Below are 25,207 nucleotides of genomic sequence, written 5' to 3'. Positions count from 1 at the left end.
GTGCGGTATCGTACCCGATCCACCGCGGGCCCCCAAGTGGAATGGCTGCATCGGCACGCGGCAAATGCGGGGTGCCCCCGATTGGTACAAAGCTGCAGGCCTGCAGCGACAAAATCGGCCCGGGGTCAGCTTGTTGTCACAAACCCGTAATACGGAGATACCAAGACAGCGCGGCTGCACAGCGATGGATATTCCCAAACCCAGCGGACCTGAGATCCTTTCCGAAGGCTTTGCGCCGGCGCGGCAGCGCTATTTCAATCGCGAGCTGAGCTGGCTGGCGTTCAACGAGCGGGTCTTGGCCGAAGCGCGCAACCCGGAATACCCGCTGCTCGAACGGCTGCGGTTCCTCTCCATCTCCGGCAGCAATCTCGACGAGTTCATCATGATCCGCGTCGCGGGCCTGGCCGGGCAGGCCAACCGCGGGATCGAAGCGCGCTCGATCGACGGCAAGACGCCGTCGCAGCAGCTCACCGAGATCCGGCGCCGGGTGAAGGCGCTCGACCTGGCGCAGCAGGCTGCGCTCGCCGACCTGCGCGGGCTGCTGGCGAAACGCGGGATCGAGATCGCCGACGGCAAGGCGCTCCGCCCCGACGTGCTGCGCCATTTGCGCCGCTATTTCGTAGAGCAAATCAGTCCGGTGATCACCCCGCAGGCGATCGATCCGGCGCATCCCTTCCCCTTCGTCGCCAACCTGGGCATGGGCGTCCTGTTCAACCTGACGCGCAAGGCCGACGAAGCGGCGCTGGTCGAAATGGTGCTGATCCCTTCGGCCATCCCGCGCTTCGTGCGCATCCCGGGTGACGAAGCGATCTTCGTGTCTATCGAGGACGTGATCCGGCTGTCCGCCGACTTGCTGTTCCCCGGCTTCCGGGTGGAAGGCAGCGGCGTGTTCCGCGTGCTGCGCGACAGCGACATCGAAGTGGAGGAAGAGGCGGAGGACCTCGTCCGCTACTTCCGCAGCGCGATCCAGCGCCGCCGCCGCGGCCGCGTGATCCTGCTGGAGCTGGACGGCGATTTCGACCCCGACGCCGAGCAGCTCCTGCGCCAGCAGCTCGGCCTGCGGGGGGCGTTCATCACCAAGACCGGCGGACTGCTCGGCATCAGCGCCCTTTCGGCGATCGTCGAGGAGGACCGGCCGGACCTGAAGTTCGAATCCTTCAGTCCGCGTTACCCCGAACGGGTGCTCGAGCATGACGGCGACTGCTTCGCCGCGATCCGCGAGAAGGACATGGTCGTCCACCACCCCTACGAGAGCTTCGAGGTTGTGGTGGACTTCCTGCGCCAGGCGGCGGCCGATCCGGCGGTGGTCTCGATCAAGCAGACGCTCTACCGCGCCGGGCACCAGTCGCCGGTGATCGCCGCGCTGATCGCCGCCGCCGAAGCTGGCAAGTCCGTCACCGCCGTGGTCGAACTGAAGGCGCGGTTCGACGAGGAGCAGAACCTGCACTGGGCGAACCAGCTCGAACGTGCCGGCGTTCAGGTGATATATGGCTTCGTAGACTGGAAAACCCATGCAAAGGTCTCGATGGTGGTGCGCCGCGAGGAAGAGGGTTTTCGGACTTACTGTCACTTCGGGACAGGGAACTATCACCCTGTAACAACGAAGGTTTATACGGACCTCAGCTTCTTCACCGCCGATCCGAAGCTCGGGCGAGATGCCGCCCGGCTGTTCAACTTCGTCACCGGCTATGTCCAGCCGGTGCGCACCGAACTTCTCTCGATCTCGCCGCTCGATCTGCGTGAGACGCTGTACCGCCACATCGACCGCGAGATCGAGAATGCCCGCAAGGGCCGCCCGGCGGGTATCTGGGCCAAGCTCAACTCCCTGACCGAAAAGGCGATCATCGACCGGCTCTACGAAGCCAGCGCGGCCGGGGTGCAGGTGGAGCTGGTGATCCGCGGCAATTGCTGCCTCCGCGCGGGCGTGGCGGGGCTGTCGGAGAACATCCGCGTGAAGTCGATCATCGGCCGCTTCCTCGAGCACAGCCGGATCTGGGCGTTCGCCAACGGCTATGCGCTGCCGAGCGCGCGTGCCCGCGTGTTCATCTCGTCCGCCGACGCCATGTCGCGCAACCTGGACCGGAGGGTCGAAGCGCTCGTGCCGATCCGCAACCGGACGGTCCATGACCAGGTCCTGGAGCAAGTGCTGCTGGCCAGCTTGCTCGACACGGAGCAGAGCTGGGCGTTGGCGCCGGATGGGACCTACACCCGCATGAAGAAGCAGGGTGAGGCAGGGTTCAATTGCCACACCTATTTCATGAACAATCCTAGCCTCTCGGGCCGGGGCGCCGCTCTTGCCGGGTGGAGCGTCCCAAAGCTGACTTTACGCAAGGGGGCCTTATGATCGCCGAATGGTCCGCCCCGCGCTGGGCTCCTCCGAGCCCCGACCGGGCGGTGATCGATATCGGTTCGAACACCGTGCGGCTGGTCGTCTACTCGGGCGCGCAAAGAGCGCCCGACGTCTGGCTGAACGAGAAAGTCGCCGCGCGGCTCGGCCGCGACCTGGCCGACACCGGGCGGATTTCGGACAAGGCGGCCGACATGGCGCTCGTCGCTCTTCGGCGCTTCGGCGCGCTGCTGTCCGGCCTCGGCGTGCGACAGGTGGAAGTCGTCGCCACCGCTGCCGCGCGGGATGCGACCAACGGCGGTGAGTTCCTCGACAAGGTCCGTGCGCTCGGCCTCGAGCCGCGGCTTCTCACCGGGGAGGAGGAGGCGCGCGCTTCCGCCTGCGGTGTGATCTCGGCGTTCCCCGGTGCGCACGGCGTCGTCGCCGATCTCGGCGGCGGCAGCCTGGAACTGGTCTCGATCGAAGGCGAACAGGCGCACCAAGGCGTCAGCCTGCCGCTCGGCACTCTCCGCCTTGGAGCGCTGCGCAAGCGCGGAGCCGGGCCGTTCAAGGATACCGTTCACCAGGCCCTGGCGCAGGAGGGGTGGGCCGCGGCGCATCCCGGTCCGCTGTACATGGTCGGCGGGACGTGGCGCGCTTTCGCACGCTTTGCGATGCAGCTTCTCGGCCACCCGCTGCACGATCCGCACGGGCTCGAGATGGGCGTGGAAGAGGCCGATCGGATCGCGCGCGATCTGGTGCGGGCGGATCCGGCGAAGCTGAAGGAAGACGCCGACCTCCCCACGATGCGGGCCGTGAGCCTGCCCGATGCCGCCGCATTGCTGCGGGTGATGCTGGCGGAACTGCAGCCGACCGCCCTGGTCTTCTCCTCGTGGGGCCTGCGGGAGGGCTTGCTGCACCAGAAGCTCCCTCCGCTGGCCCGCAGGCAGGATCCGCTGCTCGTCGGCGTGTCCCATTTCACCGCCCCTCGTGGAGGCTCGATCTCCCGCGCCGCGACCATTGCCGGGTGGACCGCCGACGTGGCCCGGGGGGAGGGCGCCTATAGCGAGCGCTTGCGCCTTGCCGCGATCATGCTCGCGCTGGCCGCCGCACGCCTGGAACCGAACATCCGTTCCCGCCATGCGCGCGACTGGGCGCTGGAGAAGCGCTGGATCGGGCTCGACATGGGCGGCCGTGCGCGCCTTGCAGCGGCGCTGGTCGGGGCCTGCGACAAGCCGGCGTTGCCGCCGGAGCTGCTCGCGCTGGCCGACGAGCCGCTGCTTCGGGAGGCTCTGGGTTGGGGCCTGGCGGTGCGGCTGTGCCGCCGCCTCGGCGGGGGATCGCGCCTCTCGCTGGCGGGCAGCGCCTTGCGGGTCAGGGACGGCAAGCTCGTGCTCTGGTTCGATCCGAGCCAAGCCGATCTGGTCGCCGACACCGTCAGGGCCGACCTCGCCACGTTGGCGAAGTGGCTGGGCATGTCGCCCGAGATCGTCGTCGGCGAGAAGGTCGCTGCCTTGCCGATTTGACAGTAATGTGACTGTCCCCCGCTGCGCCTTGGCGAGCGGGGGCGGCAGCGCGATACTGCAAGGTCAGGCGCGATGAGGGGGCCATGCATGGAGCGTACGAATACCGTGGATACGGACGCGAAGGGCTCGCCGGCACAGGAAGCGAGGAGCCCCGCGCATGCGGATCTGACCGACCGGCAACTGGCGGAAGCCGTGCTTGCGCGCACGCTTCGCCCGCGGGCGGCCGACATCCGCCGCCTGGCCGAAGCCGTGCTGGCGAAGTCCGCGAAGAAGAAGGCCAAGGACGGGACGAAGAAAGCGGCCGGGAAGAAGGCGGCCGGCAAGAAGACGAAGGCTCACAAGGCCAACGGCAAGCTCGCCAAGATCCCGGGGCAGAAACGCAAGAAGGCCTGACGGCGGCCCACGTGGTTCGGCTCTACCCCTGACCCGTTCGTCCTGAGCTTGTCGAAGGGCGGCCGGCGCGCCATGCGTGGTTCGACAGGCTCACCACGAACGGAGCGTTGAGTGGGTTCGAGAGGTGCCGGACCCTTCCGTTCGTCCTTAGCCTGCTTTCCGTTCGTCCTGAGCTTGTCGAAGGACGTTGGACCGGCAACCTAGCCGCAGATATCCTGGCTCCAGCCGATCGCCGAGATCCCGCGCCGCCCTTCGCTGCGGCCGAGCTGGACGATCACGTCGATCACCGAAGTGGCGTATTCGATCGTGTCGGACCGGCTGAGGCCGATGCCGGTCTGCATGACCATCAGCGAAAGCTGTTCGAGCGCCCCACGCAGCGAGTTGGCGTGAATGGTCGAGAAGCTGCCCGGGTGGCCGGTGTTGATCGCGCGCAGGAAGCTGACGCTTTCCGCGCCGCGCAGCTCGCCCAGCACGATGCGGTCGGGGCGCAGGCGCAGGGCCGCCTGCAGAAGGTCGTTGGGCGTGACTTTCGCCTCGCCCAGTTCGCCCTTGACGGCCACCAGCCCGACGCCGTTCGCGCCCGGCAGGCGCAGCTCGGGCGTGTCTTCGACCAGCACCACGCGCTCGTGCCCGGGGATCTCGCCGAGCATGGCATTGAGGAACGTCGTCTTGCCGGTGCTGGTACCGCCGGAGATCAGCACGGTCTTGCGCGCGGCGATGGCTGCCCGGAGGAACGCGATCGGCTGCTGCTCCGGGTCCGGAAACGCTTGCTCCGGCGCGGCGCTCAGCGGACCGCAGTCGTAAGCGTCGAGCGGCAGGTCGAGCCTGCGGTGCCGGCGGATCGCCATGGCCCAGTGCCGCCGGGTGGCGGGCGGACCGCAGAACTGCACGCGCGCGCCGTCTGGCAAAGTCGCGCCGAGCAGCGGGTGCTCCCGGTTGATGCCCTGGTGGCTGACCCGGGCGACCTGTTCCGCGAGGCGCTGGATCAGCCGGTCGTCGATCTCTTCGGCAACGACGCGCTGCATCCCGCCGTGGGCGGAATCCTCCACCCACAGCTCTCCGGGGCGGTTGACGAGGATCTCGGTCACCGTGTCCCGCTCCAGCCAGTCCCGGAACGGCAGCAGGTAGGCATCGAGATAGGCGCTGCCGCCGGAGGGCACGACCGGAGGCTCGGACGCGGCGAGCTGGTGGATCTTCGCGGTCACAGGCGGGGCGCGCGCGAGAAATCGAGGTCGCGGGCGGTAAACACGCGGATCGGTTCGCCCTGGCGCACCCGGACGGTCGGGCTGATGTTGTTGCCCTGCTGGACCGCTGCCGCCGCCGCGCTCTGTCCGCCGCCGAGGATGACGCCGGCGCCGCCGGTGCCGAGCGTGCTGAGGCCGCCGATCACCGAGAGTAGCATCGCCGAACCGAAGCGCTGGAAGAAATGACTGTTGACCTTCCCCTCGAGCCCCGTGCTGCCGTCGAAGCCGGTCGCCGGGGAGGCGAGGTTGACCGAGACGCCATCGGGCCGGATCAGGCGCGTCCAGATGACATAGGCGCGCTTCTGCCCGCCCTGCAGGCCCGACTGGTACTGCCCGATCAGGCGGCTGCTCCGCGGCACGAGGATGCGGGTACCGTCGAAGCTGCGCACGTCCTGGCTCACCACCGCGCGGGCATAGCCCGGCACGTCGGTATTGATCGCGGTTTCCAGGATCGCCGGGATCATCGTGCCTTGCGTGACAGTGGTCTTGGGATCGACATCGACCCGCGCCTGAGCCGGTCCGCCGCCGACGCCGCCGATGCGGCTGGCGAAGTCGTTGGCGTTGTTGCCGGTGGCCGCTTCCGTGCCCGGTGCTGCCGGTACCGCGAGACTTGGCAAGCCGCCCGCGTCGAACACCACCGTGGGAGAGCTGTAGGGATTGCCAGCCGGCGCGAGATTGGTCTGGGGCGGTGCGGCAAGAACCGGCGCCGGGGCGGGATCCGGCTGCGGCGCGACCGTTTGGGCCGGCGCGGGCTGCGGCTGCTCCGCCAGCGGCACGGGAGCTTGCGCGGGTTGCTGCTGCTGTGCCGGCTGCTGCGCTTGTGGCGCGGCCTGTTCGGTGCGCGTGGCGTTCATGCCCCACAAGGTCGCGGCGCCCAGCAGGGCCACCACGCCTACGCCGGCGGCGAGACCGAGCGCGTCGGACTTGCCCTTGCGCTGGCTGACGACCGGGTAGGCCGTGCGGCTGGCGAGATCGATGATCTCGGCGGTTTCGCTCTCGCGCGGGTCGCGGTCGTTTTCCTCCGCGATCGCCGGTTTGGCGGCCAGGCGCATTGCAAGCTTCATCACTTCACCTCGTCGAGCTGGGCGAGGGCGGCGCTCTGCCGCTCCGGTCCATTGTTGCCGATCGTCGCCAGGTCCTTGCCGGAGCGCAGGATGATCTCGCGCGGGACCCCTTCGATGACGATCACGTCACCGCGCACGGCGAAGTTCACCGGGCCTTCGGTGCCCGCCTTGTCCTTCACCAGGATCGCCGGGACCGGAGTGCCCGCGGGCCAGGACAGGAACGTCGCCGCGCCGTCGTCGTAGATTCGCGCAGGGAGCAGCTTCCGGTCGCCTTTGCCAGCCCAGGCGAAGTTGAGCTCCGCCGGATCGACGATCGCTTCCGGAGCGGTCGCGGCCGCCATCTCCAACTCGTTCGGCTGCTGCGCATCGAGCTGACGCGCGGGCGCGGGCTCGATCTCTTTGGGGTAGGAAAACGAGAGCACATAGAGCGGGTTGGCGTTGCGCGGGCTGGCGACCAGGTCGAAGAAATAAGTGCGGTTGTTGGTCACCACGGTCATGTTGGTCGCGGCGCGCTCGGCCAGCGGTTTGAGGAACAGCAGGTTGGCGCGCTTGTTCGGCGTCACCTGCCAGCTTTCGGAGTCCCCGATGGCGACGTTCTCGATCAGTTCGTCGTCCGCGAACTTGATCGTGGTCTGAACGTTGGCCTTGCCGTTGATGCGCACGACTTCGGCAGGCTCGTAGAACCGCTCCACCAGGCGCGGGTCCTCGGCGTGCAGGGGCGTGGCGATGGCGAGCAGGGCGAGCGCGGCTGCCGGCGGGAGGCGGGTCATTTCAGCTTCTCCGAGTGTCGAATGGGTGCGGCGCGGAAGCGGCTTCCGACGCCGCGCGCACGGGACAGGAACTGGGTCGATGTCGGGGCGGCGTGGCCTGCCGCGCTGCCGACGATGCGGGTCTCGCGGCGGGTGGTAGCACCGCCGCCTTGATCGTTGGCCGGGGCCGGTGCGGGGGCCGCCATGCGGATCTGGCGCGACGGAGCCGGTGCGCTGCTGCGCGCCTGATCGACCGCGGCCGCTGCGGCGGACTGGGCGTAGACTTGCCTGGCGGGCGCGGCGCTGGCGGCTTCGCTCCGTTCGCTCGCGGCGCCAGCGGTGAGGCCGAAGACCGACCAGCCGGCGACCATCGCCCCGGCCACTTTCATCACCAAGACCATCAGCGCCATGTGAACCGCGCCGATCATGAAGAAGGCCATCGCCGCCTGCGCGTTGATCTCACCGGGCACCGTCACCAGCGAGGAGAGCACCGGAACCGCCAGCTCCAGCATCAGCGATCCGCCGAGCACCGCGAACAGCGGGGCCATGGCCAGCAGGACCACGCCCTTCAGCCATCCGGTGAACAGCCCGCGCGTGCCGGGGAACAGCGCCAGGACCACGAAGACGGGGCCGAGCGCGAGGAGCACGGCGAGCGCGATGCGCGAGGTCGCCAGCACGCCGACGGTGCCGAGCAGCAGCAGCGTGCCGCCTAGCCACAGCAGCCCGGGGGGCGAGAAGGTGCTCTGCGCCTGCTGTCCTTCCGAGGCCTGGACCAGCGACTGGAACACGATGTCGATCTTCTGCGCGAACACGTCCGTGGCGTTGCCGGGTGTGCCGGTGAGGATCGCGGCAAGCTGGTTCGGCGTGCCGGTCGCAAGGTTCCAGACGACGCTCTGGTAGGCGATCCAACTCGTCGCGAACGTCAGCACCAGCCCGAGCGTCACGATGCGCGGCGTCAGCGAGGAAATTCCGATCCGGCTGCGCCCGGTGATCAGCGCGAAAGCGAACAAGGCGACGAACAGCGTGAGCAGGATCGTGAGCGCCGGCACCAGCACCCCGCCGCTGCCGAAAAGGCGGCCGAACGCCGCCTGGGCCATCTGGCTCGAGGCGCAGTCAACGGCGCGCAGCGAAGCGGCGACGCCGCTGCCGACGCCTTCCATCGTTTGCTGGCAGGCAGCGGCGTTCATTCCGCGGCTTCCCACACGTAGTCGTCATCCTTGCCCGTCTCGCCCGGCCAGGGATGGCCGGTGAGCGCCGGGTACCAGTCGACCGGATCGTCACCGACCGAAGCCCGCACCACGTCCAGGCGGCGCACGGCGCTTTCCCGGCCGGAGAGCACCGTCAGCACTTCCGGGGCATTCGAGAGGTCAAGGCGCACCACGACCGAGGCATCGGGCTGGCGAACCAGGAACGCACGGCTGTGCGCCGGCAGGCTGCGGATCAGCGCCAGTTCGTGATCGGTCAGGCCGAAGCCGTCGCAATAGTCCTCGGCGCGCGCCTTGGCGTTGGGCATGAAGATCATCGTCGCGGTCTGCTCGACGAGCGCGGTTGAGATGCGGCTGTCGAGGGCGTCGCGGGCGGACTGGGTGGCGAAGCCGACCAGCGCGTTCCGCTTGCGCAGAGTCTTCAGCCAGTCGCGGATGCGGGCGGCGAAGACTTCGTCGTCGAGCGCCTTCCAGCCTTCGTCGATGAGGATCATCGTCGGATCGCCGTCGAGCCGCTCGTCGATCCGGTGGAACAGGTACATCATCACCGGCGTGCGCAGGCGCGGGTTCTCCAGCAGCGCGGTCATGTCGAAGCCGAGCACGCGGTTGGAGAGATCGAGCCGGTCGGTCGCGTTGTCGAACAGCCAGGCGTGCTCGCCGCCCTCGATCCACGGGGCGAGCCGGTCGGCCAGATCGCCCGGCTGCGGCCGGCGCGCGCCCGAAAGCAGCTCGCGGAAATGGCGCAGGCGGCGCAGGGCGGCGGCGTTGGCGTAAGCGGCGTCGACCGCCTGCGCGATCGTGGCGAATTCCTCCGGCCCTTCGGCCTTGAGCATCACCGCGAACCAGTCGCGCAGGAAGGCGCGGTTGGCCGGGCTGTCGGGCAGGGCGAGGGGGTTGAACCCGGTCGGTTCGCCCGCGTGGATGCGGTCGTAGCGCCCGCCGATGCCGCGGATGAACAGCTCCGCGCCGCGGTCCTTGTCGAACAGCACGGTGCGGGGGCTGAACTTCTGCGCCTGGGCGGCGAGGAAGTTCATCACCACGGTCTTGCCCGAGCCGCTCGGCCCGATGACCGAGAAGTTGCCGAGATCGCCGTGGTGGAAGTTGAAGAAGAACGGTGTCGCGCTGGTCGTCTCCAGCAGCGCGACGGCGTCGCCCCAGTGGTTGCCCTCGGCCTTGCCCAGCGCGAAGCCATGGAGCGAGCCGAAGCTGGCCATGTTGGCGCTCGAGATCATCGCGCGGCGGACGAGATAGTGTTCGTTGCCGGGGAATTGGCCCCAGAAGGCGGGTTCAAGATTAGTATCTTCGCGCACAGCGATCGCACCAGTATCCGCAAGCGCCGCCGCGCAGGCGGCGGTGGCGTCGTCGAGCCGCTCGAGGTCGCGCTCGCGCACAAGGACGGTCAGGTGGTGATCGCCGAAGCTGACCGAGCCGCCGCCGAGCGCGTCGCGCGCGGCGAGCATGTCGGAGCGTTCGGACATCGCTTCCTCGTCGGCCGACTTGAGGCGGCGGATGGCGAGGTCGATCCGTTCGCGGGCGGTCTGCCGCTCGTGCGGGGCGAAGCTTTCGCTCACGACCATCTCGCACGGCAGCCGCAGCAGCGCGTCGAGCAGGCCCGGCGAGGTCGCGTCGGGATAGTCCTTCAGGCTCAGCATCGCGCCGAAATCCGCGCCGGACGATCCGCGCAGCTCCATCGCGTCGAGGCCGAAGCTGGCCCGGCGATAGGGCAGCATGCGGCCGATGTCGGTATCGTCGGTGGGCCGCCGGACCGGCCGCATCTCGCCATTGTAGAGCGCGCTCAGCAGTTCGAGCAGCTCGTTGTTGGTGGCCCCGCTCGGCCCCTCGTAGTCGCCGAGCATCTGCGCGCCGTAGTCGCCCAGCGTCGCGGCGAGCGCCTGGACGGCGGCGCGGAGCGAACGCAGCTCGCGCGGGTCGGCCTCGACCTGCTTCCGCCCATTGCGGCGCCAGAGCTTCGCCGCCTTCTCCGCCAGGCCGGCCTTGCCGCGTGCCGGTCGGCGGATGAGGGTGACGAACTGGTCGTTCACGAACAGCGATCCGCCGGCCAGCTTCTCGCGCCAGCGCCGGTCGATGTGCGCCGAGAGCGGGTCTTCGAAGGTGGCGTCCAGTTCAACGCTGACCTTGCGGCGGACGACGTGATGGTAGAGCACGAAACGCGCATCGAGGCTGGAGCGGAGCATCACCTCGCGCGTCGCCGCGTGGGCGTTGAGCGCGGCGCTGTCCTCGGTCTCGAACAGCAGCCCGGGCACCTGCAGCGCGCACATCAGCGATCCGTCACGCAGCATCATCGTGTTCGCGTCGACCAGCCGGGCATAAGGCAGGCGGTCGCCGGCGTGGGTTTCCTTGGCGCTCCAGGCGGCGGCACCGAGCCATTTCTTGGTCATGCTTAATTTCCCAGCCCGGTCATGGGGCGTAGCTGTTGCAGCCCCAGCGCTGCCAATTCTTCACCCGTGGGCACTTGCTCACTTTGGTCATCCACAAGTCGAACACCCGGGGTTCCCGCAGGCAGGCGAAGTAGCCCACGCCGTGGATCGCCAGCGCCGCCAGCAGCGCCAGGAAGCTGCCCGTGATCAGGAACAGCTCCGTCGTCACCGCGGCGTTGATGATGAAGAAGTTGTACGTCACCCCGGCGAACATCTGCGGCCGCGTGAGCGTGCGGTGTACCGGGTGGCGGACCAGCTCCATCGGACGGGCTCAGCCGACCGCAGCGGCGGACTGGATGCCCGAGACGATCGAGGCCGCGCCGAACAGCACGAAGCAGCCGACGATCACCGTCGCGCCGAAACGCCAGTTCATCCGCCCGGTCAGCATCATGAAGCCGACGGCCGCTACGGCCATGACCGCCACCGCGGTGGCGACATTGCCGAGCAGCGTGCCCTGCATCCACGACAGCGCCGCGACGATCGGGCCGGAACCCTGCGGGTCCGTGCTCTGCGCCATGGCCGCCGCCGGGCTCAGCAGCGCGAGGACGGCGGCAGGGAGGGTGAACTTGCGCATTGTAGCTTATCTCCGGGAGTGAGCAGACAGGCGGCCCATGATGGCCGCCACGTAGGTTTGGGTTTCACGGATGCGCGGGATGCCGCCGGCGCGCAGGACACGCCCTGGGCCCGCGTTGTAGGCGGCGAGCGCCTTCTCGACATCGCCGTCGAAGCGGTCGAGCTGTTCGCGAAGGTAGCGCGCGCCGCCTTCGAGATTGGCGAAAGGATCGTCCGGGTTTACGCCGAGGTCACGTGCCGTGCCGGGCATGAGCTGGGCAAGGCCGCGGGCCCCGACCGGCGAGCGGGCATCGGCCCGCCAGCGGCTTTCCTGCCAGACCAGCGCCTCGATCAGCGCGGGGCTGAGGTCGAAGCGGGCGGACAGCTCCTTGACCTTGGCGGCGTAAGTGGTCGGAACGTTGGCGGCATTGTTCGAAACGTCGGCGACGACTGCTTCGGGAATGGCGGGCGCTTCGTCGAGATTGAGCGCGGGAGTCTCGCTTACCGGCTGCTGCCCGCCGACGATCCATTGCGCACCGGCGGGGCCGATCTCGAGGACATCGGCGCGTGCAGCCGCAGGTGCGCCGGCGAGGGCGCCCAAGACTGCCAGCAATGCGACTCGATTCCACGTCATCGGACCCTCCGGAAGCGGGCTCTGCGATTCCGAAATGACAGGGCTGTGACAGTGCTGTCGCAAATGCGGCAGGTGGAAGACGGCCTATGCGCAGGAGCTGCCGGATGCCCTCTAAAACGGGCTCAGCTGGCGTCCGACGTGACAGCAGACCTTCGAGCGGGGCTGCCGGATGGGCCCTGAAACAAGTTCAGGGTGACGAAGGGGGATGGGGGATGGGGGTGACGTTGGGAACTGAGTGGAGGTCATAATGCCCGTCATCCTGAACTTGTTTCAGGATCCATCTCGCCCCCAGGTGCGGAGCAGGCCGCTAAAGGGCCTTGCTCTCGGCCAGCTCAGACGCACTCCGGCGCCGGCGGCGCATACAAAAAGGGCCGCGCCGGCAGTGCCGGGCGGCCCATGAGTCAGGGCAATCGGCTTTGGTTCAGCGCGAGGCGAACTGCGTGGAGGCGAACGCGCCCTGATCGAGCATGGCCAGCGCGCGCCTGGCGAGGTCCCGTGAATCCATCCAGTCGCCGCTGGCAGTCTCCAGCCGATAGCGCTGCTCGCTCCGCACCGCGGCCTTGAACATCGCCCTGGCGTCTTCCGCCCGTCCGGCGCGGGCATAGGCGATACCGAGGTTGATCAGCCGGGCGGGGTGATCGGCATCCCCTTCGGCCTCCCGCTCGATCTTCGCGATGGCTGCCGCCGTGTCGCCCGACGTCAGTTCGTCATACGCGACCTCGACAGCAGGCGCTTCCACCGTTGCCTGTGCCATCAGCAGCGAGGCGATGAGTGCAGTAACAGCCATGATCCTTACTCCCACTTCTTCTTAGTGGATTGAGAATGATCCCGTTTCGCCTCGACTGCAACACAAATGAAACACTGTCATCAAGATGTAACATTGATCTGCTGGCGACTCGGAAAGCGCCATGTTGTCACATCGCGGTCATACAACGGTCACTGACACATCGCGGCATTTATTGCAAAAAAAGCGTCACTTTCCGGTCCTACCCCGCCGCTCGCGACAACCGTTCGCGTTTCCGATTCTCGGATCATGAGGGGACAGTTTCCTGTGACATACTTCCATCGCTCGCTCGTTCTTGGCTGCAGCATGCTGGCGCTTTCCGCCTGCGGCCCCGACGACATCGCGTCGCCCGGCGCCGGCAATGTCGACATCGACATCAACAACCCGGCGCCGTCGCCCACTCCCACGCCGACTGGCCCGGCCCTGGTCACGCCGGCCGGCGCCTGCCCGACGATCGCCGACCCGCAGGGTCTGTCGGACGAAGGCACGATCACCGGGCCGACCGGTACGTATCGGGTCTGCGAACTGCCGAACCTGATCCGGGTGTCCTCCACCCTGCCGAAGGTTCCTGGGCTGCTCTACTCGATCAACGGCCGCGTGAACGTCGGCTGCGACGGCGGCTTCACCGCGCCCACCACGGCTGCGCCGCACACCTCCACCACCGTCGGCTGCGGCTCGCTGACCTCCGACAGCAACGTGACGCTGACGATCGCGCCGGGCGCGGTGCTCTACGGCGCGACCGGCCAGTCCTGGCTCGTCGTCAACCGCGGCAACAAGATCAACGCCGACGGCACGGCGACCCAGCCGATCATCTTCACCAGCGAAGACAATGTCGCCGGGTTCAACACCGACTCCTCGCAAGGCCAGTGGGGCGGCGTCGTGCTGCTCGGACGCGGCCGCACGACCGACTGCGCCGTCGGCTCGGTCGCTTCCAATACCTGCGAGCGCGACACCGAAGGCGCCGCCGACCTGGCCCGCTTCGGCGGCACGGACGACACCTACAACGCCGGCACCATGCGCTACGTGCAGATCCGCTACTCCGGCTTCGTGCTCGGCGCGAACTCCGAGCTGCAGGCTCTCACCACCGGCGGCATCGGCAGCGGCACGACCCTGGAATACATCCAGTCGCACAACAGCTCCGACGATGGCGCCGAGTTCTTCGGCGGCGTCGTCAACCTGAGGAACTTCGTGGTCACCGGCGCCGATGACGACAGCCTCGACGTCGATACCGGTTCGCGTGCCGACCTCCAGAACGTGCTGCTGATCCAGCGTCCGGGACAGGGCGACGCCCTGATGGAGATCGACAGCAACGGCAGCGAGGGCGACACGCCGCGCACCCGCCTGCGGGTCGCCAATTTCGTGGGCCTGCAGCCGCAAGTCAGCGCCTCCAACGAAAGCAGCTCGCGCGCATCGCTGTTCTTCCGCGGCAATGCCGACGTGACGCTGGTCAACGGCCTGGTGGTCACGCCGAACAACGAGTGCATCCGCATGAACGGCTCCGGCACGACCCCGGCGACGCTCACCGCCCGCTCGGTGGCGCTGACCTGCAGCACCGACAAGTACATCGGCAGCGGCTCGTATACGCCTGCCAATGTGCAGACGATGTTCGGCTCGGGCTCCAACAACAACGACGACAACCTGGCCTCGACGCTGACGATGCAGTTCGTCAACGGCGCGAACGAGAATGGGATCGTCGCGTTCGACGCCAGCACCTTGTCGAGCTTCTTCACCGTGCCGAGCCCGAACCGGATCGGCGCGGCCTGGAGCGGGAACACGTCCTGGTACACCGGTTGGACCTGCAACAGCTCCACCGCGAACTTCGGCACCAGCTCCACGTCGTGCTCGTCGCTGCCCACGACCTGACCGGCTGCTGACACTCATGCGGGGGCAGCCGGTCTGGCTGCCCCCGTCCATGCATCTGAATTGAGGGAAATCCGATGGCCACTATGTCGCGTCTCGCCGGCGCCTTGCTGATCACATCCGCGCTAACCATGCCCACCGTGGCCTTCGCGCAGCAGGCGGATGCAGGCACCGCGCCGGCAGACCTGCCACCCACCGAGCCGCTCGACGAGCAGGCGGACGTCCAGGAACAGGAAGAGGTCGAAGTTTCCGTTCCCGGCGGCAGCGAGATCGTCGTGACCGGCCGCGCCAACCGCAATATCGAGCAATCCTCGACCCAGGTCCTGTCGGTTCTCTCGAGCGAGCAGATCGCCCGGACCGGCGAAGGCAACATCGCCGGCGCGCTCAGCCGCGTCACCGGCCTCAGCGTGGTCGGCAGCGGTTATGTCTACGTGCGCGGCCTGGGCGACCGCTACTCGCTGGCCCTCCTCAACGGATCTCCCTTGCCGAGTCCGGAGCCGCTCAAGCGCGTCGTTCCGCTCGACCTGTTTCCCACCGGCGTGATCGCCTCCTCGCTGGTCCAGAAGAGCTATTCGGCGAACTTCCCGGGCGAGTTCGGCGGCGGCGTGATCAACCTGACCACCAAGGCGATTCCGCAAGACGATTTCCTGACCATTGGCGTCGGCGTGTCGGGCGATTCCTTCACCACCGGCCAGCCGGGCCTGACCTATTACGGCAGCAGCAGCGACTGGACCGGCTACGACAACGGCAACCGCGACATCGCCCCGGCACTGCAGGAATTCTTCGACAGCGGGGAGCGGATCAGCTCCGGTAATGTCGACACGTCCGCGATCGCGGGCGAACTGGTCACCAGCCGCAACGCGGTGATTCAACGCTATCGCAACATGCCGGTCAACTTCTCGGCCAGCTTCTCCGGCGGCAAGTCCTTCCCCTTGGCGGACGGCGACTTCGGGGTCATCGCCGGCGGCGGCTACAGCAACAAGTACCTGACCCGCCAGCCGCGCCAACAGGTTTCGCTGAGCGCCGACCTGTCGACGCTGGAATCCGACTTCTTCTCGACCACCACCGACCAGCGCATCGTGGTCAACGGCCTGCTTGGTTTCGGCTACGAGTTCGGCGAGAACACGATCCGCTGGACCAATCTCTACATCCACGACACGCTCAAGCAGGCGCGGACGGGCATTGGCAACCGCCAGGAGACCGCCGCCGACTTCTTCCAGCAGCGCACCGGCTTTTACGAGCGGCAGCTGATCGACACGCAGCTTGTCGGCGAATTCGAAGTGACCCCGGCGCTTTCGGTGGAATTTCGCGGCGCCTACGCCAATTCGAAACGCGATGCGCCGTACGAGCTGTTCTTCGAATATGTTCGCACCAACTCGGCGGCCGATCCCTTCGGCCAGTACTTCGTCAACCGCCTGAACAACGGCAACGGCGGCGATGCCGGCGTGACCTTCTCGAAGCTGAACGAGGATCTTTGGTCGGGCGGCGTCGACGTGAGTTACGAGCTCACGCCTTCGATCAAGCTGACCGTGGGCGGCGCCTATGCCGACACGCACCGGACCAGCTCGCGGCGCGACTTTACCTTCCTGGCGCCGAACGACTTCATGGGCCAGCCGGCGATCATCAGCGCCATCGGAATGTTGCGTCCGGATTTCCTCATGGGCCCGAACGTGGTCGATACTTTCGGCATCACGATGATCGAAACCGACGAAGGCAACCCGGCATTCGCGGCCGATCTCGTCAACCGGGCTGGATACGGCAAGCTCACCGGCAGCCTGACGGATGCGCTGTCGTTCGACGTCGGCGTGCGCTACGAAGACGCCCAGCAGGACGTCGCGCCGATCCAGGTGTTCACCGATCCGGGGGCCAGCGACGCGACCACCAACCTCGACAACAACTACTGGCTGCCGGCGGCGACGCTGACCTACGAAGTCCAGCCGGGGATGCAGCTGCGCCTCAGCGGATCGAAGACGATCGCCCGACCGCAGTTCCGCGAGCTGATCAACCAGCCGTACTACGATCCGGAAACCAACCGGCCTTACCGCGGCAACCCGCTGCTGCAGGACAGCCAGCTGTACAACGGCGAGGCGCGCTTCGAATACTACCTCGGGCGCGACGAACGGGTCTCCGTCTCGGGCTTCTACAAGAAGATCGACAACCCGATCGAGGCGTTCATCAGCCCGCTCAACGCCAATCTCACGACGTCGTACGCCAACGCTCCGGAAGCGCAGCTTTATGGCGGCGAGCTGGAGGTCCAGAAGTACTTCGGGCTCGGCGACCTGGCAGGCGAGGGGTACCGCCGCATCGTGCTGATCGGCAACTACACTTACACCAAGTCGAAGCTGAAGGTCGGCCCCGACGACACGGTGCAGGTCTACGGCGCCGCGTCGACCATCGCCAGCGACTACTTCCGTGACGGCGTGCCGCTCACGGGCCAGTCGGACCACATCGTCAACCTGCAGTTCGGGCTCGAGAACGAGGATCGCCTGTCGCAGCAGACGTTCCTGCTCACTTACGCAAGCGAGCGCGTCGTCAGCCGCGGCCTCAACGGCACGCCGCCGCAGCCCGACGTGGTGGAGAAGCCCGGCGTGCAGCTCGACTTCGTCGCCCGCGAAGGGTTCGACCTGTTCGGCCGCGCGCTGGAGTTCAAGGCCGAGATCCGCAACATCCTCGGCCAGGACCATGAAGAGTACCAGCAGAGCGGCGACCGCCGGATCGACGTCAACAGCTACGACGTCGGCACCAGCGTGGCGCTGTCGCTGTCCACCACGTTCTGAGGGGGCCAGGCGGGCAGGGGTGACCTGCCCGCCGAGGTTCCGCTACCTTGCTTTGGAGTGTTCCTGCGGGCGTGCCGATCCTCCCCCTCTGGGGGAGGTGGCACTGCGTAGCGATGACGGTGGGGGCGTGGCCTGGTGCAACCGTTCGTCCAGGCCAGCCCCCTCCGTCACCGGCCTTCGGCCGGCGCCACCTCCCCCAGAGGGGGAGGATTTGGTTACCGCTCCAGCAGGCGGCGCCAGCGGTCGGACCAGCTGCGTTCTGGCCATTCCTCGCCGTGCGGCTTGATGCGGACGACGTCGAGCCGGTTGAAGCCGCTGCGGATGCCCTCGATGGTAACCGCCTGATCGACGTAGCGCGGCAGCCGGCCGCTCAGTTCGAGCTCCCACTCCCCGCCCTCGAACAAGGCGATCACGAAGCGCATCCGTTCCGGCCGCCTGACAACGCCTTCCACGGTATGAGATGTTCCGAGCGGCATTCCCCCCACTCCCCCGGAAGTCGATGGCGGTGCGCCCCCGCTTTCGACTTCACACCATGAACCCTGGTGATCGGGGAGTTAGTAAACCGACATAGCTCGGCCCCTACGACCTTTAGGCTGGGTAGCCCTGGACATACGTCGCAGGCTCCCCGACCAAAGGGTCAAGGATGTGCGGGCTGTATCGAGCAGCCCCCTCGGCTATGGCGGGGTTACTATGCCCCGGAAGCCGTGCGTGGCGGCTTCGCGGCCTGTATGGAATGTTTCCCGCGCCGACTCAACGCCCAGCTTCAGGAAGCCCGGCGCGATCCGCAAATCCTCCCCCTCTGGGGGAGGTGGCATCGCGTAGCGATGACGGTGGGGGCGTGGCCTGGTGCAACCGTTCGTCCAGGCCAGCCCCCTCCGTCACCGGCCTTCGGCCGGCGCCACCTCCCCCAGGGGGGAGGATTTAGTCACTCCGAATCCTCCCCCTGCAGGGAGGATCTGACTAAAGATCCAGCACGTAGCCTTTGTCGTAGACGGTGCGGAGGACGTGGCCGGCGCCGACCTGGCGGAGGCCGTGGCGCAGGCGGCGGACCCAGACGTCGACAGTGCGCAAGTATTCGGGGTTTCCGGACTTGCCGATCGCGTCGATCAGTTCGCGCCGGGTCAGGACGCGGTTGGGGTTCTCCGCAAAGAAGCGCAGCAGGCGGAACTCGTTGGGGCGCAGGGTGACCGCCGCGCTTTCCCAGAACGCCCGTTCGGCGACGAGGTCGATCCGCAAGTTGCCGGCGCTGATCACATGGCCGGCGCCGCGCCAGCCAAGCGAGGGGTGCAGCGCGAGCACGCGGTCGAGGATCGTCTGCCGGTCGACCGAACCGACCAGGTAATCGTCGGCCCCGGCCCTCAGGGCGCGGCGGCGATCCTCCGGGTCGTCGCGTTCGAGCACCATGGTGATGTGCGCGTCCTCGGTCCGCGGATCGGCGCGCAGGCGGCGGCACATTTCCAGCCCGGAAAGATCCGGCATCACCCAGTCGACGAATACCCACACCGCGCCTTCGAGCAGCATCGGCGGACCATCGGCCGTGAGCCGCCGGAACGCGAACAGGGTATCGTTGTGTTCGAAATCTTCGAATGTTTCCGCGGCACTGTCTGTGGCGAGAATGATGACACGATCCATACGCTGGCAATTTCCCCTGCTTGGGGCGCCGTTGTGCGTCGGCGATATGACTCACTTATGACGACGGAGACGGTGCCGTTCGGCGAATTTGCGAGCTGGCCGTTCCCGCCCCTTAAACCTGCCGCGCTCGCGCCGTTCAGAAGAGCACAACCTGAGACAGGAAGGACCGGTGTTGGAGTCGGGACTGGCAACACGCTGGCTGAAGAGAGGCCCCAGGCCGCCCACCGCGGGCAGTTCCGCAGATGCGCCGGAAACCAGGCTCGCCCGCCTGGCGGGGGAATCGCGCCGCGAGCTGCTGACGGCGATCAGCGAGTTCATGATGCTGCATCAGCTGGCGGTCAGCCCGGAGAACCTGTCGGCCGCCTACAACGCCGTTTCGGGCGCGTCCCCCAGCCTGACCCGGCGCGTCGCCGCGCGGATCGCGGAGGGGGAGCCGGTGACGCAAGGCTGGCTGCAGGAGGCCAGCGGCATTCTCGACACGGAAGCGGAGGACGAAGCCTCGCGGCGGCTTTCGACCGAGCTCGACCGCTCGCTGAACCTGTTCGAGCGCAGTACCAGCGCGGCGCGGAGCGCGACCAGCGAATACGGCGACCAGCTCGACCGGCAGGTATCGCGGCTGTCCAGCGGCGGAGTGGGCGAGACAGTTCGCGAACTGGCGGTCCTGGCGCAGCAGATGGCCGAACGCGCGCGCATCGCCGAGGGCGAGCTGCGCGCCAGCGAACGCGAGGCCAAGGCGCTCCGCCGCCGGCTCAACCGCGCCCGGCGCGAAGCGGAGCGGGACCATCTGACCGGCCTGCCCAACCGCCGTGCCTTCGAAACCGAGATGGCCCGGCAGTACGCCGAAGCCAGCGAGCAGGGCCACAAGCTGAGCGTCGCCTTCTGCGACATCGACCGCTTCAAGCTGATCAACGACCGGCATGGTCATGCGGCCGGCGACCGGATCCTGAAGCTGATCGCGCAGACTTTCACCGCCATTTCGGACAACAACTGCCACGTGGCGCGCCACGGGGGCGAGGAGTTCGTCCTGCTGTTCCGGGGACAGAGCGTGCGCGAGGCGATGAGCCGGCTCGACGCCGCGCGGGAGGACTTGGCCGCGCGGCGGCTGGTCAACCGCGAAACGGAAAACCCGGTGGGTCAGGTCACCTTCTCCGCGGGGGTCGCCGATGCGCTGGCCTTTCCCACGCCGAAGGAGGCCTTGCGGGCCGCCGACCTGGCCCTCCTCCGCGCGAAGGACGAAGGGCGCAACAAAGTCGTCGCCGCCGACTGCTCCGTGTAGCGGAGCTCAGGCGGCGCGGGCCTCCAGGAGGCCGGCCTGGATGGCGATCCGCACCGCGTCGGTGGAGGATCGCGCGGCGAGCTTCTTGACCACCCGCTTGCGGTAGATTTCGACGGTGCGCGTGCTCAGGCCGAGGTTCGCGGCGATTTCCTTGCTCGAATTGCCCTGGACGAGCGCGAGCAGGACTTCGTTCTCGCGCGCCGTCAGCGTGCGCGTGAGGGCCCGGGCGGCGGCTTTCTGCTGCTCCTCCGCGCGGCGGCGCTCGCCCACTTCGGACAGGCGCTGCAGCGAGAGATCGAGCAGCCCGATGTCGAAGGGCCAGCGGAGATAGTCGATCGCGCCCGCGTGGAGCGCGCTGACGATCCGTTCGGGCCTGGGCTCGTCGGAGTAGAGCGCCACCGGAAAGTAGCGGCCGCGGGTCCGCGCCTGTTCGAGCAGGCTCGCAAGCTCGTCGCGATCCTCGATTTCCATCATCAGGACCGGGCCTTCGGCGGGCAGACCCCCGAGGAATTCGCCCACGTCTTCGTAAATCTCCGGGTGGAGGGCGCGCGCCAGGAGATCGCGGGAGATCTGCGCGCGGCGCCGGAAGTCGAAATCGATCACGTGCACATGCGTGGCTTCGGGCATCGGCGGAAGGGCTCTCCTAAGGGAAGTCCGTCGCGCCAGAACGGCGCCGCCGGTGCTTAGTGCTTCTGCGCGGGGACCGCACCTGCCGGCGGGCGGATTTCCACGGTGTCGCGGCCTCACGGGCGGGCGTGGAGCGCCTTTTCGATATCGACGAGGTCCTGCCGCACGGAAGCGAGCAGTTCAGGCTGGAAGTTCACGACGCTGCCCAGCACCGCGTGGCGGGCGGCGCCGTACATCTGCAGCAGGGCTCCGGCCAATGGCGCATTGCGGTCCACGCCCATCTCGAGCGCGGTGATCGCCGTCAGCGCGCGGGTCAGCGCCTTGCTGCGGCCGGCGGCATCGCTGCGCTGGTGAGCGAACAGCGCCCCGCCAAGGCCGGTGATGGCGTGTTCCAGGCACAGCTGGACCAGCGCGGCGGTGTCGCCGCCCTGGACGCGCGCGTCGAACACGCTGCGGCGGTAGGCCTCCTTCGGATCGGTCAGCGCCAGCATCTCAATCCCTCTGCGAATTCCACGCGTCGATCTGCGACTGCAGGAACGACAGCGTCGATTTCGAGGCACTGATCCGGGTGTCCGCGGCCGCGAACCGGGAGACGAGCGTGGCGCGCAGGCGTTCCTGCTGCTCGGTCAGCTTGGCTTCGGCCTTGTCGAGCTGGATCGACTGCTTCTGATAGCGCGCGATCGAGCCGCCGAGGGAGCCGGGATCGCCGGTGACGGAGGCCGCGCGGGAAACTTTGTCGAACGTCGCGTAGACGCCGTAGAGCCCCGCCGTGAACATCGCGGCGGCGCCGGCCGGATCGGCCTCCAGCGCGGCCTTCAGCCGGACGGTGTCGAGCCGGAAGCTCCCGTCCCGCTCCGTCGCCAGGCCCAGGTCCGCCAGGGTGCGCGGGGTGCCTTCGGCCGCGTTCGGCATGATGACCTGACCCGCGAGCTCGGAGAAGGTCCGCTTCAGGGCGCGGGCGCCTGGATCGCGGGCGAGATCGCCGCCCATCGGGTCGGTCGCGGTGCGCAGTTCCCCGGCGATCTCGTTGAGAGCGCCTGCAAGGTCCTGCATCGCCGTGGTGATGTTCGCGACAGGGCTGGAGAAGCCGATCGTGGTCGGCGCGCCGGCGTTGGTGCCGGTCAGCTTCAGCGACAGGCCCGGAGCAATGGCGCCGGTGGTGTTGCTGGCGCTGGACATCGCCAGGCCATCGAGCTTGAACTGCGCGTCGGCGGACGCCGCCAGCAGGCGAGCCGGGTCGCCGCCGGCCGAAGGGTTCCAGGCCAACGCGGCCAGGCCTTCCTCGCCCGCCGTCTCGGCAGCTTCGACGATAAAGCCGTTCTGCGCGCCTTCGGGCCCTTTGAGCACGAGTTGCGCGCCTTGCGAGGTCTGCGCGACGTAGGCGGTGACGCCGGCCTTCTTGGCGTTGATCGCATTGGCGATGTCCGCCAGCGTCGATCCGCTGGCGATGTCCACCGTCACCGCGGCGTGGGAGGTATCCTCGGTGAACGCCGAGCCGCTGGTCTGGCCGAAACGGAAGGTGAGCGATCCCGCGCCGACCACGTCGGTGGAAGCGGCAAAGGCGGGGCTGGCCAGCGTCTGCGTCTTCGCGAGCGACAGGACTTCCAGGCTGTAAGTGCCGGAGCCGGTCGCCCCCGCCGGGCTGGAGGCGGTCGCCACCGAAGCGTTGGCCACGGTAGGAGTGACTGCGAGGTCACCCGTGCGGACCCGGTCCCCCAGCGCGCCGGCCAGGAGCGAAAGCGAGCTCTTGAGCGAGGAGGCGGTCGATATCTGCCGTTCGAGTACGTCGCCCTGCGCAGCCAGGCGATCGGCGCGAAGCTGGAACTGCGCATCGGCGAGGTTGTTCGCCAGCGCGACCATGTCGACACCGCTCCCCCCACCGAGGGCGAAAGCTATGGAAGAGGTTTGCGTCATGGAAAGGAGAACGACGCCCGCGCCGGCCGCTTAAGAGGCCAGCCGCCCCTCGGCGTCGAAACGCAGCTCGACGGGGACTTCGATGGCCGGGACAGGGCGGTTCTCCCCGCGCTTGAGCGAGAACACGAAGGCGAGCACCGCAGCGATCGCGCCATAGAGCTCCTCGCGGATCGTCTGGTTCTCGCGCGTGGTGAAGTAGACCGAGCGGGCGAGCTGCGGGAATTCCAGCATCGGCACGCCGTATTCGCGGGCCAGCTCCTTCATCGCCTGGGCCTTGTCGCCGCGGCCCTTGGCCAGGACCAGCGGGGCCGATGCCTTGTCCGGATCGTAGATCATCGCCACGGCGAAATGGCTGGGGTTGGTCAGCACGAACTGCGCCTCCCGCATCGCGCCCGCGACACCGCCGGCGGCGATTTCCCGCTGGCGCTGGCGGCGGTGCGCGCGGGCTTCGGGCGAGCCTTCGGCTTCCTTGTTCTCGTCACGCATTTCCTGCATGCTCATCATCAGCCGCTTGTTGCGGCGGACCATCTGGATCGGCAGATCGACCAGGGCGATGAGCACGAGCCCGCCGGCAAGGGCGAAGAGCAGCGAGGTCAGCGCGCCCCAGCCGGCGGAAAGCTGCTGCGAGAGATTTCCGCTGCCCATGCCGGCGATGGTCTCCAGCCAATTGCCGCCCCAGGCGTAGGCGATCGCGCCGAGCAGGACGATCTTGAGCAGGCCCTTGCCCATTTCGATCCAGCCGGTCGGGCCGAACATCCGCTTGAGGCCGGAGAGCGGGTTGATCCGCGAGCCCTTGAAGGAGAGGTTCTCGCCGACCCAGCGTCCGTCGCCCGGGCCGAGCTGGGTGAGCAGCGCCAGCAGGGCGATGGGCGCGGCAACCGTGACCACCGGCGGCAGTGCCGCCATGAGCCCGATGGTGAGCATCTGTCCGGGGCGGAAGTCGACCAGGTCGGAGCGGCCGAAGGTCAGCCCTTCGCGCATCAGGGCGCCCATTTCGCTCAGCAGCCAGGGGCCGGCGAAGGTGAGCCAAGCCGCCCCGAACAGGACCGCCGCCGCGGTGGCGAACTCGCGCGAGCGCAGCACGTCGCCCTTGCCGGCGGCATCGCGCTTGCGCTTTTCTGTCGGGGCAAAGGTCTTTTCGCCGCTCTCGCTCATCGCAGCAGGACGCTTTCGGTCTGGCCTAGCGCCACGTCGATCAGGTCGGCGAACTGGTCGTAGAGGATCGGGGCGGCGATGATCAGCGCTGCGATCCCCGCCAGGACGCCGGCCGGCAGGCCGAGCGCGAACAGGTTGAGCGCCGGGGCGGAGCGGCTGAGCACGCCGGTGAGGACTTGCACGAGCAGAAGCACCAGCGTGACCGGCAGGGCGATCCGCACCGCCGTCTCCAGCATCGTCCCGGCGAAGGAGGCGATCATCTCGAACCGCGCGGCGCCGAGCCAGGTGTCGCCGGGCGGGAACACGCGGTAGCTTTCGACCAGCAGCCCGATCCAGTGAAGATGCGCGCCCATTGCCAGGAAAATCAGCGTCAGCACGATCGTGAAATACTGGCCGAAGGCCGTCGTCGAGCCGCCGCCGCTGGGGTCGGCCGAGATGGCCATGCTCATGCCCATGCCGCCGCTGATCAGCTCGGCGGCGACGGCGGGTGCGGCGAAGGCGATCTGCAGCACGAAGCCGAGCGTCAGCCCGACCAGGACTTCGCCGGCCACGGCGAGCAGACCGTCCGCCGAGAGCAGGGCGGGCGGGGCGGCCACGGGAAACCAGGCGGCCACGAAGATCGCCAGCGCGGCGGTCACCGCCACCCGCACGGTCATCGGCACGGAAGCCGCGCCGAAGAACGGCGCGGCAACCAGGGCCGCGCCTATCCGGGTCATCAGGAAGACCATGCGCCAGAATTCCTGCTCGATGGCGCCGAGACCGAAATCGAGTGCGATCACCGGCCGATCCTGGCGATCTCCGCGAAGATCTCCTGCATGAAGTCTCCGACCAGGGTCATCATCGAGGCGCCGAACAGCACCAGCACAAGCGCCGTAGCGGCCAGCTTCGGCACGAACGTCAGCGTCTGTTCGTTCACCGACGTCGCCGCCTGCACCAGTCCGACGACAAGGCCGACGGCCAGGCTGGCGAGCAGGATCGGCGCGGCGACCAGCGCGGTGGTCCACAGCATGCGGTCGGCCAGCGAGAGGAGGATGGGAAGATCGTCCATGGC

Annotated in this window: 23 protein-coding genes; 6 read left to right on the top strand and 17 right to left on the bottom strand. The window is 68.0% G+C overall.

Annotated elements, in window-relative coordinates; genetic code table 11:
* Positions 1-184 precede the first annotated feature (184 nt).
* The 3 genes from GRI75_RS08075 to GRI75_RS08065 all read left to right on the top strand — a co-directional run bounded on the left by GRI75_RS08075 (position 185) and on the right by GRI75_RS08065 (position 4,245).
* Positions 185-2,344 carry an RNA degradosome polyphosphate kinase gene (locus GRI75_RS08075; protein WP_160746462.1) on the top strand — a complete coding sequence of 720 codons (2,160 nt, stop codon included), beginning with the start codon at positions 185-187 and terminating at the stop codon, positions 2,342-2,344.
* On the top strand, positions 2,341-3,852 hold the full coding sequence (locus GRI75_RS08070; RefSeq protein WP_160746461.1) for a Ppx/GppA family phosphatase: 1,512 nt from the start codon (positions 2,341-2,343) through the stop codon (positions 3,850-3,852). Before GRI75_RS08075 ends, GRI75_RS08070 begins: the two co-directional genes overlap by 4 nt.
* Positions 3,853-3,939: 87 nt before the next feature.
* On the top strand, positions 3,940-4,245 hold the full coding sequence (locus tag GRI75_RS08065) for a hypothetical protein (protein WP_160746460.1): 306 nt from the start codon (positions 3,940-3,942) through the stop codon (positions 4,243-4,245).
* Between the two features lie 200 nt (positions 4,246-4,445).
* Here GRI75_RS08065 and virB11 read toward each other — a convergent pair whose 3' ends face one another.
* The 9 genes from virB11 to GRI75_RS08020 all read right to left on the bottom strand — a co-directional run bounded on the left by virB11 (position 4,446) and on the right by GRI75_RS08020 (position 12,918).
* The gene (gene virB11, locus GRI75_RS08060; RefSeq protein ID WP_160746459.1) at positions 4,446-5,450 is read right to left on the bottom strand and encodes a P-type DNA transfer ATPase VirB11; all 1,005 of its coding nucleotides are present in this window, start codon (positions 5,448-5,450) and stop codon (positions 4,446-4,448) included.
* Positions 5,447-6,553, bottom strand: coding sequence for a TrbI/VirB10 family protein (locus GRI75_RS08055; RefSeq protein ID WP_160746458.1), 1,107 nt, complete (start codon positions 6,551-6,553; stop codon positions 5,447-5,449). Before GRI75_RS08055 ends, virB11 begins: the two co-directional genes overlap by 4 nt.
* The gene (locus tag GRI75_RS08050; protein ID WP_160746457.1) at positions 6,553-7,323 is read right to left on the bottom strand and encodes a TrbG/VirB9 family P-type conjugative transfer protein; all 771 of its coding nucleotides are present in this window, start codon (positions 7,321-7,323) and stop codon (positions 6,553-6,555) included. The genes GRI75_RS08055 and GRI75_RS08050 overlap by 1 nt, the downstream gene beginning before the upstream one ends.
* The gene (locus GRI75_RS08045) at positions 7,320-8,489 is read right to left on the bottom strand and encodes a type IV secretion system protein (protein ID WP_160746456.1); all 1,170 of its coding nucleotides are present in this window, start codon (positions 8,487-8,489) and stop codon (positions 7,320-7,322) included. Before GRI75_RS08045 ends, GRI75_RS08050 begins: the two co-directional genes overlap by 4 nt.
* Positions 8,486-10,906 carry a VirB4 family type IV secretion/conjugal transfer ATPase gene (locus GRI75_RS08040; protein WP_160746455.1) on the bottom strand — a complete coding sequence of 807 codons (2,421 nt, stop codon included), beginning with the start codon at positions 10,904-10,906 and terminating at the stop codon, positions 8,486-8,488. Before GRI75_RS08040 ends, GRI75_RS08045 begins: the two co-directional genes overlap by 4 nt.
* 19 nt (positions 10,907-10,925) lie before the next feature.
* Positions 10,926-11,207: a type IV secretion system protein VirB3 gene (locus GRI75_RS08035; RefSeq protein ID WP_160746454.1), complete on the bottom strand. Its 282-nt coding sequence runs from the start codon at positions 11,205-11,207 to the stop codon at positions 10,926-10,928.
* 9 nt (positions 11,208-11,216) lie between these two features.
* Complete coding sequence (locus GRI75_RS08030; protein WP_160746453.1) at positions 11,217-11,519, bottom strand: TrbC/VirB2 family protein; 303 nt, start codon at positions 11,517-11,519, stop codon at positions 11,217-11,219.
* Between the two features lie 6 nt (positions 11,520-11,525).
* The gene (locus tag GRI75_RS08025; RefSeq protein ID WP_160746452.1) at positions 11,526-12,131 is read right to left on the bottom strand and encodes a lytic transglycosylase domain-containing protein; all 606 of its coding nucleotides are present in this window, start codon (positions 12,129-12,131) and stop codon (positions 11,526-11,528) included.
* A gap of 421 nt (positions 12,132-12,552) precedes the next feature.
* A complete protein-coding gene (locus GRI75_RS08020) occupies positions 12,553-12,918 on the bottom strand; it encodes a tetratricopeptide repeat protein (RefSeq protein WP_160746451.1) in 366 nt (121 codons plus the stop codon).
* A gap of 246 nt (positions 12,919-13,164) precedes the next feature.
* Between GRI75_RS08020 and GRI75_RS08015 the strand changes: the two genes are divergently transcribed.
* Together GRI75_RS08015 and GRI75_RS08010 are read left to right on the top strand one after the other, a co-directional pair.
* Entirely contained in the window at positions 13,165-14,778 is a 1,614-nt protein-coding gene (locus tag GRI75_RS08015; RefSeq protein ID WP_160746450.1) for a hypothetical protein, read from the top strand.
* Positions 14,779-14,852: 74 nt separating this feature from the next.
* Positions 14,853-17,552 carry a TonB-dependent receptor domain-containing protein gene (locus GRI75_RS08010; protein WP_160746449.1) on the top strand — a complete coding sequence of 900 codons (2,700 nt, stop codon included), beginning with the start codon at positions 14,853-14,855 and terminating at the stop codon, positions 17,550-17,552.
* A gap of 215 nt (positions 17,553-17,767) precedes the next feature.
* On the opposite strand, the gene GRI75_RS08005 is transcribed toward GRI75_RS08010, so the two are convergent.
* Positions 17,768-18,028, bottom strand: a complete 261-nt coding sequence (locus tag GRI75_RS08005) for a DUF5818 domain-containing protein (RefSeq protein ID WP_160746448.1) — start codon at positions 18,026-18,028, stop codon at positions 17,768-17,770.
* A 484-nt stretch (positions 18,029-18,512) separates the two neighbouring features.
* The gene (locus GRI75_RS08000) at positions 18,513-19,184 is read right to left on the bottom strand and encodes a response regulator transcription factor (RefSeq protein WP_160746447.1); all 672 of its coding nucleotides are present in this window, start codon (positions 19,182-19,184) and stop codon (positions 18,513-18,515) included.
* Between the two features lie 316 nt (positions 19,185-19,500).
* Here GRI75_RS08000 and GRI75_RS07995 point away from each other — a divergent pair, with 316 nt between their 5' ends.
* Positions 19,501-20,460, top strand: a complete 960-nt coding sequence (locus GRI75_RS07995) for a GGDEF domain-containing protein (protein WP_235911415.1) — start codon at positions 19,501-19,503, stop codon at positions 20,458-20,460.
* Positions 20,461-20,466: 6 nt separating this feature from the next.
* Here GRI75_RS07995 and GRI75_RS07990 read toward each other — a convergent pair whose 3' ends face one another.
* The 6 genes from GRI75_RS07990 to GRI75_RS07965 all read right to left on the bottom strand — a co-directional run bounded on the left by GRI75_RS07990 (position 20,467) and on the right by GRI75_RS07965 (position 25,204).
* The gene (locus GRI75_RS07990; protein ID WP_160746446.1) at positions 20,467-21,087 is read right to left on the bottom strand and encodes a response regulator transcription factor; all 621 of its coding nucleotides are present in this window, start codon (positions 21,085-21,087) and stop codon (positions 20,467-20,469) included.
* A gap of 116 nt (positions 21,088-21,203) precedes the next feature.
* Positions 21,204-21,578, bottom strand: coding sequence for a flagellar protein FliS (locus GRI75_RS07985; protein WP_160746445.1), 375 nt, complete (start codon positions 21,576-21,578; stop codon positions 21,204-21,206).
* Between the two features lies 1 nt (position 21,579).
* The gene (gene fliD, locus GRI75_RS07980) at positions 21,580-22,947 is read right to left on the bottom strand and encodes a flagellar filament capping protein FliD (protein ID WP_235911414.1); all 1,368 of its coding nucleotides are present in this window, start codon (positions 22,945-22,947) and stop codon (positions 21,580-21,582) included.
* 84 nt (positions 22,948-23,031) lie between these two features.
* Positions 23,032-24,156 (bottom strand): EscU/YscU/HrcU family type III secretion system export apparatus switch protein, encoded by a 1,125-nt coding sequence (locus GRI75_RS07975; protein WP_160746443.1) that lies wholly within the window; start codon positions 24,154-24,156, stop codon positions 23,032-23,034.
* Entirely contained in the window at positions 24,153-24,935 is a 783-nt protein-coding gene (gene fliR, locus GRI75_RS07970) for a flagellar biosynthetic protein FliR (RefSeq protein WP_160746442.1), read from the bottom strand. The genes GRI75_RS07975 and fliR overlap by 4 nt, the downstream gene beginning before the upstream one ends.
* Positions 24,932-25,204, bottom strand: a complete 273-nt coding sequence (locus GRI75_RS07965; RefSeq protein ID WP_160746441.1) for a flagellar biosynthetic protein FliQ — start codon at positions 25,202-25,204, stop codon at positions 24,932-24,934. The genes fliR and GRI75_RS07965 overlap by 4 nt, the downstream gene beginning before the upstream one ends.
* Positions 25,205-25,207: the final 3 nt, after the last annotated feature.

The organism is Croceibacterium soli (genome assembly GCF_009828065.1).
GTDB classification, from domain to species: Bacteria; Pseudomonadota; Alphaproteobacteria; order Sphingomonadales; family Sphingomonadaceae; genus Croceibacterium_B; species Croceibacterium_B soli.
The sequence above is the reverse complement of the archived record's forward strand: the minus strand, read 5'-3'. Positions and strand labels throughout refer to the sequence as shown.

Coding starts and splice junctions, on each gene's coding strand:
- GRI75_RS08075 (WP_160746462.1), top strand. CDS start 185: ATGGATATTCCCAAACCCAGCGGACCTGAGATCCTTTCCGAAGGCTTT.
- GRI75_RS08070 (WP_160746461.1), top strand. CDS start 2,341: ATGATCGCCGAATGGTCCGCCCCGCGCTGGGCTCCTCCGAGCCCCGAC.
- GRI75_RS08065 (WP_160746460.1), top strand. CDS start 3,940: ATGGAGCGTACGAATACCGTGGATACGGACGCGAAGGGCTCGCCGGCA.
- GRI75_RS08055 (WP_160746458.1), bottom strand. CDS start 6,553: ATGAAGCTTGCAATGCGCCTGGCCGCCAAACCGGCGATCGCGGAGGAA.
- GRI75_RS08050 (WP_160746457.1), bottom strand. CDS start 7,323: ATGACCCGCCTCCCGCCGGCAGCCGCGCTCGCCCTGCTCGCCATCGCC.
- GRI75_RS08045 (WP_160746456.1), bottom strand. CDS start 8,489: ATGAACGCCGCTGCCTGCCAGCAAACGATGGAAGGCGTCGGCAGCGGC.
- GRI75_RS08040 (WP_160746455.1), bottom strand. CDS start 10,906: ATGACCAAGAAATGGCTCGGTGCCGCCGCCTGGAGCGCCAAGGAAACC.
- GRI75_RS08035 (WP_160746454.1), bottom strand. CDS start 11,207: ATGGAGCTGGTCCGCCACCCGGTACACCGCACGCTCACGCGGCCGCAG.
- GRI75_RS08030 (WP_160746453.1), bottom strand. CDS start 11,519: ATGCGCAAGTTCACCCTCCCTGCCGCCGTCCTCGCGCTGCTGAGCCCG.
- GRI75_RS08025 (WP_160746452.1), bottom strand. CDS start 12,131: ATGACGTGGAATCGAGTCGCATTGCTGGCAGTCTTGGGCGCCCTCGCC.
- GRI75_RS08020 (WP_160746451.1), bottom strand. CDS start 12,918: ATGGCTGTTACTGCACTCATCGCCTCGCTGCTGATGGCACAGGCAACG.
- GRI75_RS08015 (WP_160746450.1), top strand. CDS start 13,165: ATGAGGGGACAGTTTCCTGTGACATACTTCCATCGCTCGCTCGTTCTT.
- GRI75_RS08010 (WP_160746449.1), top strand. CDS start 14,853: ATGGCCACTATGTCGCGTCTCGCCGGCGCCTTGCTGATCACATCCGCG.
- GRI75_RS08005 (WP_160746448.1), bottom strand. CDS start 18,028: ATGCCGCTCGGAACATCTCATACCGTGGAAGGCGTTGTCAGGCGGCCG.
- GRI75_RS08000 (WP_160746447.1), bottom strand. CDS start 19,184: ATGGATCGTGTCATCATTCTCGCCACAGACAGTGCCGCGGAAACATTC.
- GRI75_RS07995 (WP_235911415.1), top strand. CDS start 19,501: ATGATGCTGCATCAGCTGGCGGTCAGCCCGGAGAACCTGTCGGCCGCC.
- GRI75_RS07990 (WP_160746446.1), bottom strand. CDS start 21,087: ATGCCCGAAGCCACGCATGTGCACGTGATCGATTTCGACTTCCGGCGC.
- GRI75_RS07985 (WP_160746445.1), bottom strand. CDS start 21,578: ATGCTGGCGCTGACCGATCCGAAGGAGGCCTACCGCCGCAGCGTGTTC.
- fliD (WP_235911414.1), bottom strand. CDS start 22,947: ATGGTCGCGCTGGCGAACAACCTCGCCGATGCGCAGTTCCAGCTTCGC.
- GRI75_RS07975 (WP_160746443.1), bottom strand. CDS start 24,156: ATGAGCGAGAGCGGCGAAAAGACCTTTGCCCCGACAGAAAAGCGCAAG.
- GRI75_RS07965 (WP_160746441.1), bottom strand. CDS start 25,204: ATGGACGATCTTCCCATCCTCCTCTCGCTGGCCGACCGCATGCTGTGG.